This window comes from Azospirillum agricola, assembly GCF_017876095.1.
Lineage (GTDB): Bacteria > Pseudomonadota > Alphaproteobacteria > Azospirillales > Azospirillaceae > Azospirillum > Azospirillum agricola.
This window is the reverse complement of the sequence record NZ_JAGINM010000001.1, coordinates 373,934-390,348: the sequence shown is the minus strand read 5'-3', so window position 1 is coordinate 390,348 and position 16,415 is coordinate 373,934. Positions and strand designations below refer to the sequence as shown.

At 69.6% G+C, this 16,415-nt stretch carries 12 protein-coding genes; 4 read left to right on the top strand and 8 right to left on the bottom strand.

All coding sequences use genetic code 11. The annotated features are described in order from the left end of the window. Positions 1-66: 66 nt before the first annotated feature. On the top strand, positions 67-1,110 hold the full coding sequence (gene moaA, locus J2847_RS01850) for a GTP 3',8-cyclase MoaA (RefSeq protein ID WP_209776560.1): 1,044 nt from the start codon (positions 67-69) through the stop codon (positions 1,108-1,110). Positions 1,111-1,278: 168 nt separating this feature from the next. Here the strand turns inward: moaA and J2847_RS01845 are convergent, their stop codons facing one another. From J2847_RS01845 to J2847_RS01825, 5 genes are all read right to left on the bottom strand, one after another. Beyond that, positions 1,279-1,965, bottom strand: coding sequence for an orotate phosphoribosyltransferase (locus J2847_RS01845; protein WP_085556400.1), 687 nt, complete (start codon positions 1,963-1,965; stop codon positions 1,279-1,281). An 85-nt stretch (positions 1,966-2,050) separates the two neighbouring features. Beyond that, positions 2,051-3,727, bottom strand: a complete 1,677-nt coding sequence (locus tag J2847_RS01840) for a methyl-accepting chemotaxis protein (RefSeq protein ID WP_209776558.1) — start codon at positions 3,725-3,727, stop codon at positions 2,051-2,053. A 218-nt stretch (positions 3,728-3,945) separates the two neighbouring features. Further along, positions 3,946-5,022 (bottom strand): ABC transporter ATP-binding protein, encoded by a 1,077-nt coding sequence (locus J2847_RS01835; RefSeq protein WP_085556398.1) that lies wholly within the window; start codon positions 5,020-5,022, stop codon positions 3,946-3,948. Then, a complete protein-coding gene (locus J2847_RS01830) occupies positions 5,015-6,682 on the bottom strand; it encodes an ABC transporter permease (protein ID WP_209776557.1) in 1,668 nt (555 codons plus the stop codon). Before J2847_RS01830 ends, J2847_RS01835 begins: the two co-directional genes overlap by 8 nt. A gap of 163 nt (positions 6,683-6,845) precedes the next feature. Continuing rightward, positions 6,846-7,949 carry an ABC transporter substrate-binding protein gene (locus J2847_RS01825; protein ID WP_209776555.1) on the bottom strand — a complete coding sequence of 368 codons (1,104 nt, stop codon included), beginning with the start codon at positions 7,947-7,949 and terminating at the stop codon, positions 6,846-6,848. Positions 7,950-8,127: 178 nt separating this feature from the next. On the opposite strand from J2847_RS01825, the gene J2847_RS01820 reads away from it, so the two are divergent. Together J2847_RS01820 and J2847_RS01815 are read left to right on the top strand one after the other, a co-directional pair. Next, a complete protein-coding gene (locus J2847_RS01820) occupies positions 8,128-8,793 on the top strand; it encodes a response regulator (protein WP_209776553.1) in 666 nt (221 codons plus the stop codon). Between the two features lie 10 nt (positions 8,794-8,803). Continuing rightward, positions 8,804-10,270, top strand: a complete 1,467-nt coding sequence (locus tag J2847_RS01815; protein WP_209776552.1) for a sensor histidine kinase — start codon at positions 8,804-8,806, stop codon at positions 10,268-10,270. 7 nt (positions 10,271-10,277) lie between these two features. On the opposite strand, the gene J2847_RS01810 is transcribed toward J2847_RS01815, so the two are convergent. Together J2847_RS01810 and J2847_RS01805 are read right to left on the bottom strand one after the other, a co-directional pair. After that, positions 10,278-10,757 (bottom strand): bacteriohemerythrin, encoded by a 480-nt coding sequence (locus J2847_RS01810; protein WP_209776550.1) that lies wholly within the window; start codon positions 10,755-10,757, stop codon positions 10,278-10,280. Positions 10,758-10,868: 111 nt separating this feature from the next. Next, positions 10,869-12,575, bottom strand: coding sequence for a methyl-accepting chemotaxis protein (locus J2847_RS01805; RefSeq protein ID WP_209776548.1), 1,707 nt, complete (start codon positions 12,573-12,575; stop codon positions 10,869-10,871). A 199-nt stretch (positions 12,576-12,774) separates the two neighbouring features. Between J2847_RS01805 and J2847_RS01800 the strand changes: the two genes are divergently transcribed. Then, positions 12,775-14,337 (top strand): S10 family peptidase, encoded by a 1,563-nt coding sequence (locus J2847_RS01800; RefSeq protein ID WP_209776547.1) that lies wholly within the window; start codon positions 12,775-12,777, stop codon positions 14,335-14,337. A 75-nt stretch (positions 14,338-14,412) separates the two neighbouring features. On the opposite strand, the gene J2847_RS01795 is transcribed toward J2847_RS01800, so the two are convergent. Next, complete coding sequence (locus J2847_RS01795) at positions 14,413-16,278, bottom strand: flagellin N-terminal helical domain-containing protein (protein WP_209776545.1); 1,866 nt, start codon at positions 16,276-16,278, stop codon at positions 14,413-14,415. Between the last annotated feature and the right edge of the window lie 137 nt (positions 16,279-16,415).

Sequence of the window (16,415 nt, the reverse complement as noted above, 5' to 3'; positions counted from 1 at the left end):
TATGATGCCGGGAGCCAAGGGCCGCCACCCCGGCCGGCAGCAGCAGCAAGGACGTGGAACCATCCGATGAGCAGCGCCTCCACCCTGCCCGATCCGGCCATCTCCCGCCCCGCGCCCCTGGTCGATCCGTTCGGCCGGGCGGTGAAGTATCTGCGCGTGTCGGTGACCGACCGCTGCGACCTGCGCTGCGTCTACTGCATGGCCGAGGACATGAGCTTCCTGCCGAAGGCGGAGGTGCTGACGCTGGAGGAACTCGACCGGCTGTGCAGCGCCTTCGTGAAGCTCGGCACCCGCAAGCTGCGGCTGACCGGCGGCGAGCCGCTGGTGCGGCGCGACGTGATGCGGCTGATCCACGCGCTGGGCCGCCACGTCAAGTCCGGCGACCTCGACGAGCTGACGCTGACCACCAACGGCACCATGCTGTTCAAGCACGCCGCCGGCCTCTACGAAGCCGGGGTGCGGCGCATCAACGTCTCGCTCGACACGCTCGACCCCCACAAGTTCCAGGCGATCACCCGCTGGGGCAAGCTCGACAAGATCATGGGCGGCATCCAGGCGGCCAAGGACGCCGGGCTGAAGATCAAGATCAACGCCGTCGCGCTGAAGGGCGTGAACGACGACGAGATCCACCGCATGGTGGCGTGGTGCGGCGAGCAGGGCTTCGACCTCACCTTCATCGAGGTGATGCCGATGGGCGAGATCGGCGAAACCGCCCGTCTCGACCAGTACTGGCCGCTGACCGCGCTGAAGGCCGAGTTGCAGACGCGCTGGACCCTCGACGAGACCGACTACAGCACCGGCGGGCCGGCCCGCTACGTCCGGGTCGCCGAAACCGGCCAGCGGGTCGGCTTCATCACCCCGCTGACCCACAATTTCTGCGAAAGCTGCAACCGGGTGCGGCTGACCTGCACCGGCACCCTTTACATGTGCCTGGGCCAGGAGGACGCCGCCGACCTCCGCACGCCGATGCGCCTGAGCGACGAGGACGGTCCGCTCATCGACGCGGTGCGCGAGGCGATCACCCGCAAGCCCAAGGGCCACGACTTCATCATCGACCGCCGCCATCACGGCCCGGCGGTGCCCCGGCACATGAGCGTCACGGGCGGCTGAGCGGGGGCCCGCCCGGCTTGACCCCGGCTCACTCATTCCCGGCTCGCCGCCCGGTTGGCGACGCCTCTCCAAATCGCCTTGACCGGGCTTGACCCGGCCAAGGCGGACGGAAGAACAGCGTCAGGGAACCGGGCCGCCGGGATCGGTCGGCCCCGATCGGTCAGGCTCTCAGCTCATGCTCGTCTTGCCGCCGTGGGCGGCCGACCAGCCCACCGGGTCGTTCAGGAACTTCTCGACCTCGGACAGGGTGCTCTCGTCGAAATAGCGGTTCTCGCGGGCGACCTTCAGCACGTCCCACCAGGTGCACAGCGCGTGCAGGCGGACGCCGATGGCGTCCATGTTCACCTGCGACTGCGGGAAGATGCCGTAGTGGAAGATCACGAAGGTGTCGGTCACCTGGGCGCCGCCGTTGCGCAGCGCGGTGACGAAATTCTCCTTGCTCTTGCCGTCGGTCGCCAGGTCCTCGACCAGCAGGACGCGCTGGCCCTCGGTCAGCACGCCCTCGATCTGGGCGTTGCGGCCGAAGCCCTTGGGCTTCTTGCGGACATACTGCATCGGCAGTTCGAGCCGGTCGGCGATCCAGGCCGAGAAGGGGATGCCGGCGGTCTCGCCGCCCGCCACCGCGTCGATCGACTCGTAGCCGATCTCGCGCTCGATCGTCCGCACCGCGAAGTCCATCAGCGCCTTGCGGGCGCGCGGGAAGGAGACGATGCGGCGGCAGTCGGTGTACACCGGGCTGGCCCAGCCCGAGGTGAAGATGAAGGGAGTCTCGGCGTTGAAATGCAGCGCCTTGATCTCCAGCAGGATCTTGGCGGCGGCGGCGGCGATGGTCGCCTGATCGGACAGGGTGGACATCGGGGGCTCCGGGCAATGGGGAAATTGGCGCCCTGTGTAACGGCCGCCGGCCCGATTCGCAATCGCGCTGGCGCCCATCCCCCGCTCAGCCGGTCTTGACGGCGCGCGTGTAGGACGCGACCTCGCCGCGCAGGGCCTGCATCTGGTCGTGGAGCTGTGCGGCGGCCACCGCGAGGTCGCCGGCCGCGCGGTCCGCCGCGACCACCGTGTCGTGGACGCTGCCCAGATGGCCGCTCACCACCGTCACCGACGCGGCGCCGTCGGTCATCGCGTGGATGATGCCGTGGGTGGCGTCGGTCTGCCGGGTGACGGCGTCGGCGATGGTGGCGCCGCTGCCGCGCACCGCCTCCACCGTGCCGGCGACGCTGCCCATCGCCTGGACGGTGCGCTGCACGATGCCCTGGATGTCGGCGATCTGGCTCTGGATATCCTCGGTCGCCTTGGTCGTCTGGCTGGCGAGGCTCTTGACCTCGCTGGCGACCACGGCGAAGCCCTTGCCGGCCTCGCCGGCACGGGCCGCCTCGATGGTCGCGTTCAGCGCCAGCAGATTGGTCTGGCCGGCGATGGAGTTGATCAGCCCGACCACGTCGCCGATCCGCTGCGAGGCCAGCGACAGTTCCTGAATGCGCTGGGTCGCCTCGCCGGCGCGGCTCACCGCCTCCGCCGTCATCCGCGTGGTCTCGCCGGTGTGCTGCCCGATCTCGCCGATCGAGCGTCCCAGCCCGTCGGCGGCGTCGGCGGCCTCGCGCACCGTCGTGGCGGCGCGTTCGGCGTGGGTCCGCAGGTCGCCGATCTCGCCGGTGGCGCGGGCGGCGTCGCGCGCCATCGTCTCGGCGGTCGCCTGCAACTGGCTGCCGGTGGCGCCGAGCGTCTCCAGGATGCCGTCGATCCGCCCGGTGAAACGGTCGGTGGCCTGGGCCAGCGCCGCCAGCTTCGACCGCTCCTCCTCCTGGCGGACGTGCGACTCGGCGGCCGACCGGTCGAGCTCCGCCGCCTGCCGTTGCAGCAGGAGGACCGCGTCGACAACGCGACCGATGCTGTCGTTCACGGGGTAGCTCAGGGACAGGTCGCGGCGGCCCCGGCCGATCTCCTCGATCGCCTGCGCGGCGGCGTCGAGCGGACGGACGATCGAGCGGCCGACCATGGCGGTCAGCGCCAGCGCGCCGCACAGAGCCATGAAGGTGATGGTGCCGACCAGCCAGAGCGCCCGCCCGACCAGCAGGCCGGACCACGCGTTGCGGTCCCGGTTCTCGGCGAGGATCAGGGCCGAAACCGCCTCGTTGCGCTCTTCCAGTTCGGAGAAGGAGGCGGCGAAACGGGGCAGTTCGGCGGTCGCCGTGGCGGTGTCGGTCTGGGCAAGCTCGACCATGCGCTCCGCCGCACGGATGTAGTCGTCGAGCGCGCCCCCCACGCCGGAGATCGCGCCACGGATCGTCGGCGGCAGGTCCAGCCGGCTGTTGGCCTGGAGCGCGTCGCGAAAGCTCCGCGTGTGCTCGCTCAAGTCCTGGCGCAGCTCGGCCTTCTTCTCGGCCGGCGCCGCGGGACCGGCCAGCAGCGCCGCCAGCACGTCGGCCCGCAGGGCGTCGTGCATCATGTCGCCCTGCTGGTGGTTGGACAGCGCCTCGCCGATGGTGACGACCTCGCCGCCCGCCCGCTCGGTCAGGATGAGCGAACCGGTGGCGATGCCGCCGACGGTGACGAGGGCCAGGGCGAAGGAGGCGGGCAGGATCGCCAGCCGGTGCCGGAGTGTAAGCGCGACCATGATCCCGATGCTCCCGTTTCGCCAATTCCCGACGGGCGGACCCGGCCGGACCGGCACGCTGCGCGCTCCGGCCGGGTCCGCCCGCCCCATCACACCATCGCGCATCCAAGCCTACCAAGCGGATTCGAAGCCGTGCATTGGGATTACCCCCAAAAGGACACGGCCCTTTCGCGGGGAAGGGGCCGTGCCGTCGCGGTGAGGGGAAGCACCCTTCCGGCTCAGAACACCCAGAGCTGCTCCGGCGGCAGGTGCAGCCAATGCGGACCCGGCGCCAGCGGCCGGCCAAAGGCGCGCAGCGTCTGCGCGCCGCAGCGGAAGACATGCTCCCAGTGACTGCCGAGATAGAGCGAGGTCTCCAGCTCGGCGCGGATGCGGTTCTCTCCCTCGCCGCCGCTCCCGCCTTCGGTCCCGTTGCCGACCACCTCGACCTGCTCCAGCCGGATGACGCCGGTCGCGTCCTCCGACACGGCCTTGCCGCCGCGGTCCTTGCCCCACAGCGGGAAGCCCGACAGCTCGATCTGCACGTAGCCGCCGCGCTTGTCCTGGACGCGGCTCTTCACGAGGTTGTTGGTCCCCATGAACTCCGAGGCGAAGAGGCTGACAGGCTCGGTGTAGAGCTGCTCGGGCGTGCCGGCCTGGACGATCCGCCCGCCGTCGAGCAGCACGACGCGGTCGGCGATGGCCATCGCCTCGATCTGGTCGTGGGTGACGAAGACGGCGGTCAGGTTCATCCGCTTGATCAGGTCGCGGATCCAGATCCGCGCCTCCTCGCGCAGCTTGGCGTCGAGGTTGGACAGCGGCTCGTCGAGCAGGATGACCGGCGGGTTGTAGACCAGGGCGCGGGCCAGGGCGACGCGCTGCTGCTGGCCGCCCGACATCTGGTGCGGGTAGCGGTCGCCGAGATGGCCCAGCCCGACGCCGTCCAGCACCGCGCCGACGCGCTGCTGGATCTCGGCCTTGGGTGCGTTGCGCAGGCGCAGGCCGTAGGCGACGTTCTCGAACACCGTCTTGTGCGGCCATAGCGCGTAGGACTGGAAGACCAGCCCGAGCCCGCGCTTCTCCGACGGCACGTTCAGCCCGGCCGCCCCGTCGAAGACGGGGGCGTTGCCGATGGTGATGACGCCCTTGGACGGCTCCTCCAGCCCGGCGATCGAGCGCAGCAGCGTCGTCTTGCCGCTGCCCGAGCGGCCGAGCAGGGCGACGATCTCACCCTGGGCGAAGGTCGCGGTGATGCCCTTCAGGATGTGGTTGCTGCCGTAGGACAGGTGCAGGTCGTCGATGGTGAGCTTAGCCATGGGAGCGTTTCCCGAAGAGCGACATCAGCAGCAGGCCGCAGCCGATCATCGCGATGTTGACGGTGGAGAGGGCGGTGACGAGGTCCACGGCGCCCGACCCCCACAGCGACACCAGCAGCGAGCCGATGACCTCGGTGCCGGGGCTGAGCAGATAGACGCCGGTGGAATACTCGCGCATGAAGGTGACGAATATGAGAAGCCAGCTCGAAATCAAGCCGACTTTGATCAGCGGCACCGTCAGGTCGCGGCTGACCCGCGCCGGCGACGCGCCGACGATCCGCCCGGCCTCCTCCAGCTCCGGCCCGATCTGCAACAGGGCGCCGCTGACCAGCCGCATCCCGTAGGCCAGCCACACCAGCGTGTAGGCGACCCAGATGGCGATCATCGTCTGGCGCATCGGCGACAGGAAGGGCGTGAACAGGAACACCCAGAAGATCGCCAGACCGGCCACCAGACCCGGCATGGCGCGCGGCAGCAGCACCAGATAATCCATCAGCCGCGTCCAGCCCGAGTTCCAGCGGTGCGCCGCCAGGTTCAGCAGCGTGTAGACGCCGACCGACAGCGCGCCACCCACCGAGGCGATCAGCAGCGTGTTGACGATGCCGCGCACGAGGTTGGGGAACTGCATCAGCTCGTGGAAATGGGCCAGCGTCAGGGAGTCCATCAGGTTGACGCCCTCGCCCCAGCTCGACACGAAGGCGCGGAGCACGAGGCCGCTGATCGGCACCACCACGGTGAACAGCAGCCAGCCGACGATGACCAGCGCCGCCGGCCAGCGCCAGAAGCCGATGCCGACCCGCTTCTGCGCCGCCGCCTTGCCCTTGACCGAGACGTAGCGGTTGGCGGCGCGCAGCAGGTAGCGTTGCAAGGCGACCAGCGGCAGGGCGATGCAGATGATCGCGACGACGACCACGGCCATCAGCTGGTAGGACGGCGTGCCCAGCTTGTTGGTCAGCTTGTAGAGGTAGGTCGCCAGCACCAGGATGCCTTCCGGATCGCCGAGCACCAGCGGCAGGCCGAACAGCTCGAACCCCAGGAAGAAGACCAGCACGGCGGCGTAGAGGATGTTCGGCATCACCATCGGCAGGCTGACGGTCAGCGCCACCCGCAGCGGCCCGGCCCCGGTCATGCGCGCCGCCTCCTCGACGTCCGACCCCAGGCTGCGCAGCGCCGAGGAGGTGTAGAGGAAGACGTGCGGGACGTGGGTCAGCCCGGCGATGACGATCAGCATCGCCTTCGAATAGAGGTTCCAGGGCTCGAACCCCAGCCAGCCCTTGACCCACAGCGTGACGAAGCCCGCCGGCCCCAGGCTGACGACGAAGCCGAAGGCGAGCACCACCGACGAGACGAACATCGGCACCAGCACCACCGGCTCGATCCAGCGCTGGCCGGGCAGGTCGGTGCGGGTCATCAGGAAGGCCAGCATGGCGCCGACCGGCACCGCGATGGCGGTCATGCCGAAGGCGATGATCGCGGAGTTCCACAGGGCGTCGTAGAAATCCTCGTCGTCCAGCACGAACTCGTAGGCCGACAGGGTGAAGGCGGTCTTGGGTTGGAAGAAGGGTCCGTCGAGGAAGCTCTGGTAGACGACCAGCCCGATCGGAGCCAGCACGGCGATCGCCATGGCGACGATGACCGCGATGCGGGTTGCGCGGTTCATGGGGGGATTGTTCCTTGGGTGTCGGCGCAGCTTCGCCCACCCCCGCCCAGCGGGTGGGCCGGGGTGGGGGCAAGTCGCGCCCGGGCATCGGAAGCTCTATCGGGGGCCACGGACCCCCACCCTGCCCCTCCCTCGGCACGGGCGGGGGAGGGAATGGCGACGCTCACTTGCCCTGGAGGGCCTTCTGCCAATCCTTCAGGAACTTCAGGCGCTTGACCTGATCGAGGTAGGTCAGCAGCTCCGGCCCGACATGGATCGGGCGCAGCATGTCGGCCGGCATGTCGGCGGTCGGGTTGATGTGGGCGAGGTCGGTGCGGATCGAGCCCATGTAGCGCGCCACCATCGCCTCCTGGCCCGGCTTGGACAGCAGGTAATCGAGGAACAGCTTGGCCGCGTTCGGGTGCCTGGCGCCCTTCGGGATGAAGGCGATGCGCGACATGATGATGGTGTAGTCCGTCGGCAGCACGACGCCGATCGAGGCCGGGTCCTTCTTCTGCCGCTCCAGCACGTAGGAGCCGATCATGTTGTAGCCGATGGTGTGCTCGCCGGACGTCAGCCGCTCGATCATGGCGCCCGACGAGGTGTAGAGCTTCACGCCGGTCTGCCCCATCGCCTTGACCAGATCCCAGGTGTTCTTGTTCGCCTGCGCGTCCTGCGTGATGTAGAGGAAGCCGACGCCGCTGCGCTCGGGATCGTAGGAGGTGACCTTGCCCTTGTAGGCGTCGGGCTTGCTGGCCAGCAGCTTGGCGAGGTCGGCGTGGGTCTTCGGAACCTCGGCTTCCGGCACGGCGCGCTTGTTGTAGGCAAAGACGATCGGCTCGGCGGTGGTGCCGTAGGCCTCGTTCTTCCAGTTCGCCCAGTCGGGCAGATTCTTCGCCTCCGGCGAGGCGTAGGGCTGGGCGTAGCCGTCGTTGACCAGCTTGATCTGGAGATCCATCGCCGACGACCACATCACGTCGGCGGTGCCGGTGTTGGCGGCGGCCTCGCTGATGAAGCGGTTGTACATCTCGGTGGAGTTCTGGTCGGCGTATTCCAGCTTGATCTTGGGATACAGCGCCTCGAAGCCCTTCAGCAGCTCCGACACGGCGGCGGCGTCGGTCGCCGAATAGATGCTCAGCGACCCCTCCTGGTTCGCCGCCTCGATGATCTTGGCGTAGGACGGGTCGTAGCCGGCGGGGACGGACTGCGCGCGGGCCGGCGCGCTGGTCAGGGCCGGGGCCGCGACGGTCAGCGCGGTGGCGACGAGAAGCGCGAGGTTCCTGCGCATGTTTCCTCTCCTCTTTGGATTTCGTTGGGGATTTCGTTGCCCGTTGCGGAACGGGGTTGGTTGGACTTACAAGCGACTGTAGGCGTCCAACCTGTCGCCAATCTGTCGCCGACGAAAATTGTTCGGATCACGGATGACCGGGCGTTCGAGGAATGCGGAGCATGGGAAGACCGGCGTCATGAGAATCCTGATCGTCGAGGACGACGCGGCGCTGGCGCGCGGACTGGTCGGTTCCCTGAAGCTGGCCGGCTACGCGGTGGACCATGAGGCCTCCGGCGAGGAGGCCGTGCGTTCGGAGCAGTTGGAGCCCTACGGGCTGGTGGTGCTCGACCTCGGGCTGCCCGACCTGTCGGGGTTCGAGGTGCTGAGCCGCATCCGCCGCCGCGGCTCGACCGTGCCGGTGATGATCCTGACGGCGCGCGAGGCGGTGGCCGACCGGGTGAAGGGGCTCGACCTCGGGGCCGACGACTATCTGCTGAAGCCCTTCGAGCCGGCCGAGTTCGAGGCCCGCGTCCGCGCCCTGATGCGGCGCGGACAGGGGCTTCCCGCCCCGGAACTGGTCTGCGGAGCCCTGCGCTACGACCGCTCGACCGCGCGGGTGACGCTGAACGGGCGGGCGCTCGACCTGCGCAAGCGCGAGCTGGCGGTGCTGGAGGGGCTGATCACGCGGGCCGGCAAGGTGGTGCCGAAGGACCGGCTGTCCGGCGAGGTGTTCGGCTACGACGAGCCGGTGGCGCCCAACGCCATCGAGCTGTACGTCGCCCGCCTGCGCAAGAAACTGGAGCCGGACGGGCCGGCGATCCGCACCATCCGGGGGCTCGGCTACCTGATGGACAACAGTTGATGGGCCTTCCATGACGCGGCGGCGCGACGGCGTTCCCTCGCTGCGCCGCCGGCTGCTGACCCGGCTGCTGGTGCCGCTGGGCGCGCTGGCGGTCGGGCTGGGGGTGGGCGGGGCGGCGCTGATCCACGGCTTCGTGCAGTCCACCCACGACCGGGTGCTCGCCGGGTCGGTGCTTGCCATCGCCGAGCGGCTGGCGGTGAGCGACGACGACGGCGAGGTGACGGTCGATCTGCCGGCCGTCGCCTTCGGCATGCTGGAGAGCCAGGCGCGCGACAACATCTACTACAACGTCGCCCACCATGGCGGGGTCATCACCGGCTACCTCGACCTGCCGGCGCCGGACCCCGACCGGCTGCCGCTGAACGCCATGCTGTTTCGCGACGACACCTATCACGGCCATCCCGTGCGGGTCGCCGCCCAGGTCCGCCGCGTCTATGGCGAGGCCCGCCCGGTCCTGGTGCAGGTGGCGGAGACCACCACCGGACGCCGCGCCGCCGTGGTCGACATGCTGCTGTGGCTGACCCTGCTGGAGGTGGCGCTGGTCGGCGGCAGCGGCGTGCTGGTCTGGGGCGCGGTCGGGCGCGGCCTCGCCCCGCTTGTGCGGCTGCGGCGGGTGATCGACGCCCGCTCGGCGCGCGGCTCGATGGCGCTGGTGCCGCTGCCGCTCGCCGTCGTCCCGCGCGAGGCGCTGCCGCTGGTGGTCGCCATCAACGGGCTGCTGGAGCGGCTGGACCAGTCGATCACGACGATGCGGCGCTTCACCGCCGACGCCTCGCACCAGCTCCGCACGCCGCTGGCGGTGCTGCGCACCCATCTGGCGCTGCTGCGCCGCCACGGCACCGGCACGGCGGAGGGCCGCGCCGCGCTCGACGACGTGGAGGGGGCGGTCCGCCGGCTGGAACGGCTGCTGACCCAGCTGCTGGCGCTGGCCCGCGCCGACGAGGACAGCCCGGCGCCGGCGTCCGGCGAGGTGGCCGACCTGCTCCAGGTGGCCATGGAGGTCACCGCCGAGCAGGTTCCCGGCGCCCTGGCGCTGGGGGTGGAGGTCCATTTCGACGCTCCGCCGGAGGACGATCCACCGCTGCGGGTCGCCGGCAACCCGGTGCTGGTGGGCGAGCTGCTGGGCAACCTGCTGGACAACGCCATCCGCTACAACCGGCCGGGCGGCACGGTGACGGTGCGCGTGGCCGGCTCCCCCGAAGCCCCGCGTTTGGAGGTCGAGGACGACGGCCCCGGCATTCCCGAGACCGAGCGCGGGCGGGTGTTCGAGCGTTTCTACCGCTTGCCGCAGGCCGGCGGGGCGGCGCGGACCGGCAGCGGCCTGGGCCTCGCCATCGTGCAGGCGCTTGCCGACCGGCTGGGGGCGGAGATCGCCCTGAACGACCGCGCCGGGGGGCCGGGGTTGCTGGCGCCGGGGTTGCTGGCGGTGGTGTCGTTCCGGGGCGTGGAGCCCTCTCCCGACGCGGGAAAGGGTTGAAGGACCGTCACACCGGGATGTCGCCGAACACCCGGCCCTCGACACCCGCCGGGGCACAGGGCGGCTCACCCTTGTGCCAGCGGGCGAACTGGCGGTCGGCGGTGTTGATGTGCAGCATCAGCCATTGCGGCAGGAAGTCGGCGAGGCTCTCGCGCAGCGCGTCGTCGCCCCCGGCTCCGCCGTCCGCGCTGGCGAAGGCGTGCACACGGTCCCAGGCCAGATCATGCTGGGCGACATGGTCGTCGAGGAACGGATAGCCGGCCTCGCCCATCACCCGCTGTTCGTCCGCGAAATGGCTTTCCGTGTAGGCGACGGCCGCGGCCAGCGTCCGCCGCACCTCCTCCGCCGTGCCGCCGTCGCGCACGGCCCGTTCGAAGGCCTGGACCAGGGCGATCCATTCGCGGTGCTGGGCGTCGATCTCCGCGATTCCCAGGACCAGATCGTCGCTCCAGACCAAGGCTCCGTAATCGACGCTGTCGCTGCTCATGATCGGGAAGGCATCCGCAGGGTGGGAGACAACATCCCGCACCTGTAGAAGCCTCCCCTCTCCGCATCAAGCGCACCAATTGCTACGAATTGACACGGTTTCCAACCGGCGTCACGCCCCGCCGCGCACGCCGGACAGGAAGCGGTCGACCTGGGTGCGCAGCAGGTCCGCCTGCTTCGACAGCTCACCCGAGGAGGTCAGCAGCCGGGTGGCGCCGCTGCCCGTTTCCGACGCGGCGTGCAGCACGCCGTTGATCGAGGACGAGACCTCGTTGGTGCCGGCGGCGGCCTGCTGGACGTTGCGGGCGATCTCCATCGTCGCGGCGTTCTGGCCGTCCACCGCGGTGGCGATGGTGCCGACGATGTCGTTCACCTCGCCGATGGTGGCGGCGATGCTCTGGATCGCCTGCACTGCGTCGGCGGTCGCCGCCTGGATCTCGGCGATCTGCTGCGAGATGTCGCCGGTCGCCTTCGCCGTCTGGTTGGCGAGGCTCTTGACCTCGCTCGCCACCACCGCGAAGCCCTTGCCGGCCTCCCCGGCGCGGGCGGCCTCGATCGTCGCGTTCAACGCCAGCAGGTTGGTCTGGCCGGCGATGCTGGAGATCAGGTTCACCACGTCGCCGATCTGGTTGGCCTTGGACGACAGGCCGTCGACGATGCGGTTGGTGCCGTCGGCCTGATCGGCCGCCTGCTTGGCCTTGCGGGTGCTCTCGCCGATCTGCCGGCCGATCTCGGAGATCGAGGCGGCCAGCTCCTCCGCGGCGGCGGCGACGGTCTGGACGTTGACCGAAGCCTGTTCCGACGCGGCGGCGACGGTGGTCGCCTTGCTCTCCGTCTGCTCGGCCGTGCCGCTCAGCGTGCGGGCCAGCGTCCGCACCTCGTCGGAGGAGGAGGAGACGCTGTCGACCACGCCCTTCACCTGATTCTCGAAGCGGTCGGCCAGCGCGTTCATCTCGGTCCGCTTCGTCGCCTCGGCGGCCTGTTCGGCGTCGGCCTGCCGGCGGCGGAAGGCGTCGGCCTCGACGGCGTTGGCCTTCAGCACCTCGACGGCGCCGGTGATCTCGCCAATTTCGTCATGGGCCTCCGAATGCGGCACCGCCACGGTCAGCTCGCCCTTCGACAGCGCCACGATGGCGTCGGTCAGGCAACGCAGCGGGCGCAGCGCCGCGACGGTCCACAGCCCGAAGCCGGCGGCCAGCACCAGGGCGACGGCGCACAGCGACAGCATCAGCGTCTGGAAACCGCTCGCCATCGCGCGCGCGCGGCTGGCCAGCGTCTGGTTCTTCTGTTCCTGGAGGTCGATGAACCGGTTGATGCGGGCCAGCCACTCGGTGAAGGCCGGGCTGGCGTCCTGGGTCAGCGCGCGCTGGGCGGCGGCCATGTCGCCGGCCTTGCGCGCCCCGATCACCTTGGCGACGAGCGGCAGCGTCCGCGCCTCCGTCTCCTTGATGGCGGCCAGCAGGCTGCGCTCCTCCGGCGTGACGTCGTCGGGCCGCGCGAACATGACATCCAGCGGCTTCGCCGAATCGGCGTAGAAGCTTGCCAGCCGGTCGATGTCGGCCAGGATGGGCGTCAGGGCCGCGTTGTCGGACACCAGCACCACATCGCGCAGCGCGATGGCGCGGTCGTGGACGCTGCCGCGGAAATTGATGGCGTAGCGCTGCTTGACGCTGTTCACGTCGTTGATGTGGGTGAGGTCGGAATCGATCTTCCGCACCTCGTTCACTCCGGTGATCGTAAGGCTCACCAGAAGCAGCAGGACCGCGCCGAAACCGAGAACCAGACGCGTGCGGATGGAGGCGTGCCGGAGGGAGGCCATGATGTCTTTCCCGGTAAGAAGAAGAGCCTGATCCCATACTATCCGGAAAACTCTACGAAAAGTTTACGACAACCCACGCATTCCCCGCTCGTGTCCGGCATTCGGAAAGAACGGACGGGGTGGCCTTGCCTTGCGCCGCGCGCGCTCCAACGCAATATCCGGGCGACCCGTCCCCGCCTCCAGACCTTGAGAGCTGCCCATGCCGACGCCGCCCCGCCGCCTCCGCTTCCTGCCGCTGGCCCTGCTGCTCCCCCTGCTGCTCGGCCCGGCGCCGGGCTGGGCGCAGGACCGTCCGGACCGTTCCGAGAAGGGCGACGAGCCGGCCGGCAAGGCCGCCGAACCCGCCTTCGACGCCCAGCGCAGCGTGACGCGGCACAGCCTGCCGCTGGCGGCGGGCCCGCTCGCCTACAGCGCCACCGCCGAGTTCCTGCCCCTGCGCGACGGCGCGAAGGAGGAGCTGGCCGCCCGCGTCTTCACCGTCTCCTACAGCGCGGGAGCGGAAGGGGCGCCGCCGGATGCCAACCGTCCGGTGACCTTCGTCTTCAACGGTGGACCGGGGGCCGCGTCCGCCTACATGCATCTCGGCGCCGCCGGACCGAGGGTGGTCGGGTTCGGACCGGACGGCGCGTTGGCCGGGCCGCCGGCCCCGCTGCTCGACAACCCCGACAGCTGGCTGGCCTTCACCGATCTGGTCTTCGTCGATCCGGTCGGCACCGGCTACAGCCGGGCGGTCAAGCCCGGCGACGACGCCGAGAAGCGGTTCTGGTCGGTCGAGGGCGACACCCGCGCGATGGCCGAGGTGGTGCGGCTGTGGCTGACCCGCAACGGCCGCTGGGCCTCGCCGAAATTCCTGGCCGGCGAGAGCTATGGCGGTTTCCGCATCGCGAAGATGGCCGACGAGCTGATCCGGCGCACCGGCATCGCCGTCAACGGGTTGATCCTGGTGTCGCCGGTGGTCGATTTCGCCGCCATCGACGAGGACGGCATCCTGGGGCCGGCGCTGAAGCTGCCGGCGATGGCCGCCACCGCCGCCGCGCTCGGCCGCGCGCCCGGCACGCCGCAGCAGGCGGCCGAGGCGGCGGAGCGATTCGCCCTGGGCCCCTATCTGACCGGGCTGGCCGGGCTCGATTACGGGCGGCTGGGCGAGGCCGGCGGCTTCTTCGGCGATGTGGCGAAGCTGGTCGGCCTGCCAGCGGAACAGGTCGCCCGCCAGCGCGGGCGGGTGTCGATGGGCAGCTTCACGCGCGAGCTGCTGCGCGACCAGGGCCGCGTCCTCAGCATCTATGACGGGACCTTCACCGCAGCCGACCCCGATCCGGGATCGTCGCGGGTGCCGTTCGACCCCTTCCTCCAGGGAACCATCCCGGCCTACAGCACCGCCTTTGCGGCCTACGCCCAGTCGGAGCTGGCCCTGCGCACGGAAACCCCCTACCGGCTGCTCAGCGACCGGGTCAACCGCGGCTGGGAATGGCCGCGCATGTCGGTTCCGAGCGCCGTCGATTCGCTGCAAACGGCGCTGACCCTTCAACCGTCGCTGCGGGTGCTGATCGCCCATGGCCGCACCGACCTGATCACGCCCTACATGGCCTCGCGCTGGATGGCGGCGCGGCTGGAGCTGCCGCCGGGCGAGCGGGACCGCGTGCGGGTGACGGTGCACGAGGGCGGCCACATGATGTACACGCGGGCCTCCGGCCGCGCCTCGCTGGCCGCCGATGCGCGCGCCCTGATCGAGCAATCCCTGCGCGCCGCGCAGCCGCGCTGACCGTCCCGAAACGCGAACGGGCGCCCCCGAAGGGGCGCCCGCCGACGCGGCACGTTCGCCAGAGAGGGGCCTGGCTTAGAACAGACGCAGGATCGACTGCTGCGACTGGTTGGCGAGCGAGAGGGCGATGGTGCCGAGCTGCTGACGGGTCTGGAGCATCAGCAGGCTGGCGCCTTCCTCGTTCTGGTCGGCCAGCGTCAGCTTGCTGGCGCCTTCCGTCAGCACGTCGCTGAACTCCTTGGTGAAGGTTTCGCGGGTGGTGATGACGTTCAGGTTGGTCGACAGCTTCTGCGAGGCGGAGCGGACCGTCGCCTTGGCGTAGTCGAGGCCGGCGACCGCCGCCTCGATGTCGGAGCGGTCCATCCAGTCGTTCTGCGCCCCGTCGATCTTCAGGCCCTGGCCGCCGGAGGTCAGATCCACCGCCGCGACGGTGATCGAGTTGGTGTTCTTCTCGTTCAGCTGGACCGTCAGGTCGTTGGAGGTGTTCGGGTTCGACACCTGCTTGGTGACGAGGTTGGCGCCGCAGTTGGCCGTGGCCGCCTGCATGATCGTCTTCTCGTCCACCCGCAGGCGGACGGTGCCGCTGCCGAAGGCGAAGGACTGCTCGCCGTTGGCCAGCTTGCCCTCGCCGCGCTCGTTCAGGCCGTCACGGGCGATCTGGGCGCCGTCCTGGTTGGTGACCTGGATCTGGATGTCGACGTTCTTCTGGATGGTCGAGATGCCGTTGCCGCTGTTGACGGCGTCCTCCATCGCCAGACGGTCGACGGTGAAGGAGACCACCGCGCCCGAGGCGAAGCTTTCCGAGATGCGCTTGCTCAGCGCGTTGGTGGTGTTCACCGTCAGCGTCACCTCGCGGGGGTTGCCCGCGACGGTGGTGCCGGTCAGCGTCACCGTGCCGCCGTTGGGATCGACGGTCACCGAGGCCAGATCCTTGCCCGACAGGCGGGTGGTGTTGGCCAGCGCGTTGCTGATCGAGTCCTTCAGGGCCGTGGCGACGTGGTTCTGGACGTTCTGGCCGACCGCGACGTCCGACGAGGTCGCGGTGTAGCTGAAGGTCTCACCTTCCACCGTGATCGAGAAGATGTCGCCGGCTTCGACCGTGCCCTTGCCGACCGTGACCTTCGAGGTCTGCGGGTTGCCCGAGGTCGCCGCGACGGTGCTGGTGGAGAGCGACTGGCTGTTGTCGAAATAGTTGATCGTCCGGCTTTCCTTGCCGTCGGTGACGACGAAGGTGCGCTCCTTGCCCTTGGCGCCGCGCACCTCGATCTGCACGTCGGCGAAGCTGCCGGCGGTGAGGGACATCTTGCCGTCCAGCTTCAGGCCGGTGAGGCCGTGCGCGGTCTGCGCCTCGGAGATGTCCTGGGCGTTGCCTTCGATCGAGCCGTCGCCCTTGACGCGGATCGAGTAGGTGTCGGTCGAGGAGACGTTGGTGACGCGGGCGTTGTCGAGGCCGGTGATGGTGTTGACCGAGGCGCGCGAGTCCGAGGTGCTCTCCAGCCGCAGGCCGGTGCCGCCGATCAGGTTCTTTCCGGCGTAGCCGCTGTCGCCGGCCAGCTTGTCGATCTGGTTCTTGAGCGTGTCGAACTGGGCGGCCAGCGCCTTGCGGGTGGCGACCGAGGCGGCGTCGTCGGACAGCGAGGCCAGGGCGGAGGTGGTCAGGCCCTTGGCCTGGTCGATCAGGCTGTCGATCGCGGTCAGGCCCTTGTCGGCCGCCTTGATGGTGCTGATCGACTGGCCCATCGCGTCCTTCAGCGACGACAGGTCGCCGGCGCGCTGGGTCAGGCCCTTGGCCGCGAAGAAGGAGGTCGGGCCATCCAAAGCGGAGTTGATCTTGTTGCCGGTAGACAGAATCTGCTGCTTCTTGTCGATGCCAGACTGCGTGCTTTGCAGTTGCAGCAGGTTCGTCCGCATTGCGGCGGTCAGCGTCACTTCGTTGGCCATGGCTCCTAGTCTCCTTCTGAGGCTGTCCTCGGCTGGTCTTTTGACCGAGCGAGGCAACGTGCGTTTGCGTGGCTTCCTTTATTCAAGGGCCGTGCCAATTCGGCGATATCCAATCAAGTTATTGAATTTATTTGATA

Bases quoted from the DNA above. Each gene is read 5' to 3' on its own strand.
- J2847_RS01840 (WP_209776558.1), bottom strand. From the start codon at position 3,727: ATGGTCGCGCTTACACTCCGGCACCGGCTGGCGATCCTGCCCGCCTCC.
- J2847_RS01805 (WP_209776548.1), bottom strand. From the start codon at position 12,575: ATGGCCTCCCTCCGGCACGCCTCCATCCGCACGCGTCTGGTTCTCGGT.
- J2847_RS01810 (WP_209776550.1), bottom strand. From the start codon at position 10,757: ATGAGCAGCGACAGCGTCGATTACGGAGCCTTGGTCTGGAGCGACGAT.
- J2847_RS01845 (WP_085556400.1), bottom strand. From the start codon at position 1,965: ATGTCCACCCTGTCCGATCAGGCGACCATCGCCGCCGCCGCCGCCAAG.
- J2847_RS01815 (WP_209776552.1), top strand. From the start codon at position 8,804: ATGACGCGGCGGCGCGACGGCGTTCCCTCGCTGCGCCGCCGGCTGCTG.
- J2847_RS01825 (WP_209776555.1), bottom strand. From the start codon at position 7,949: ATGCGCAGGAACCTCGCGCTTCTCGTCGCCACCGCGCTGACCGTCGCG.
- J2847_RS01800 (WP_209776547.1), top strand. From the start codon at position 12,775: ATGCCGACGCCGCCCCGCCGCCTCCGCTTCCTGCCGCTGGCCCTGCTG.
- J2847_RS01795 (WP_209776545.1), bottom strand. From the start codon at position 16,278: ATGGCCAACGAAGTGACGCTGACCGCCGCAATGCGGACGAACCTGCTG.
- J2847_RS01835 (WP_085556398.1), bottom strand. From the start codon at position 5,022: ATGGCTAAGCTCACCATCGACGACCTGCACCTGTCCTACGGCAGCAAC.
- J2847_RS01830 (WP_209776557.1), bottom strand. From the start codon at position 6,682: ATGAACCGCGCAACCCGCATCGCGGTCATCGTCGCCATGGCGATCGCC.
- moaA (WP_209776560.1), top strand. From the start codon at position 67: ATGAGCAGCGCCTCCACCCTGCCCGATCCGGCCATCTCCCGCCCCGCG.
- J2847_RS01820 (WP_209776553.1), top strand. From the start codon at position 8,128: ATGAGAATCCTGATCGTCGAGGACGACGCGGCGCTGGCGCGCGGACTG.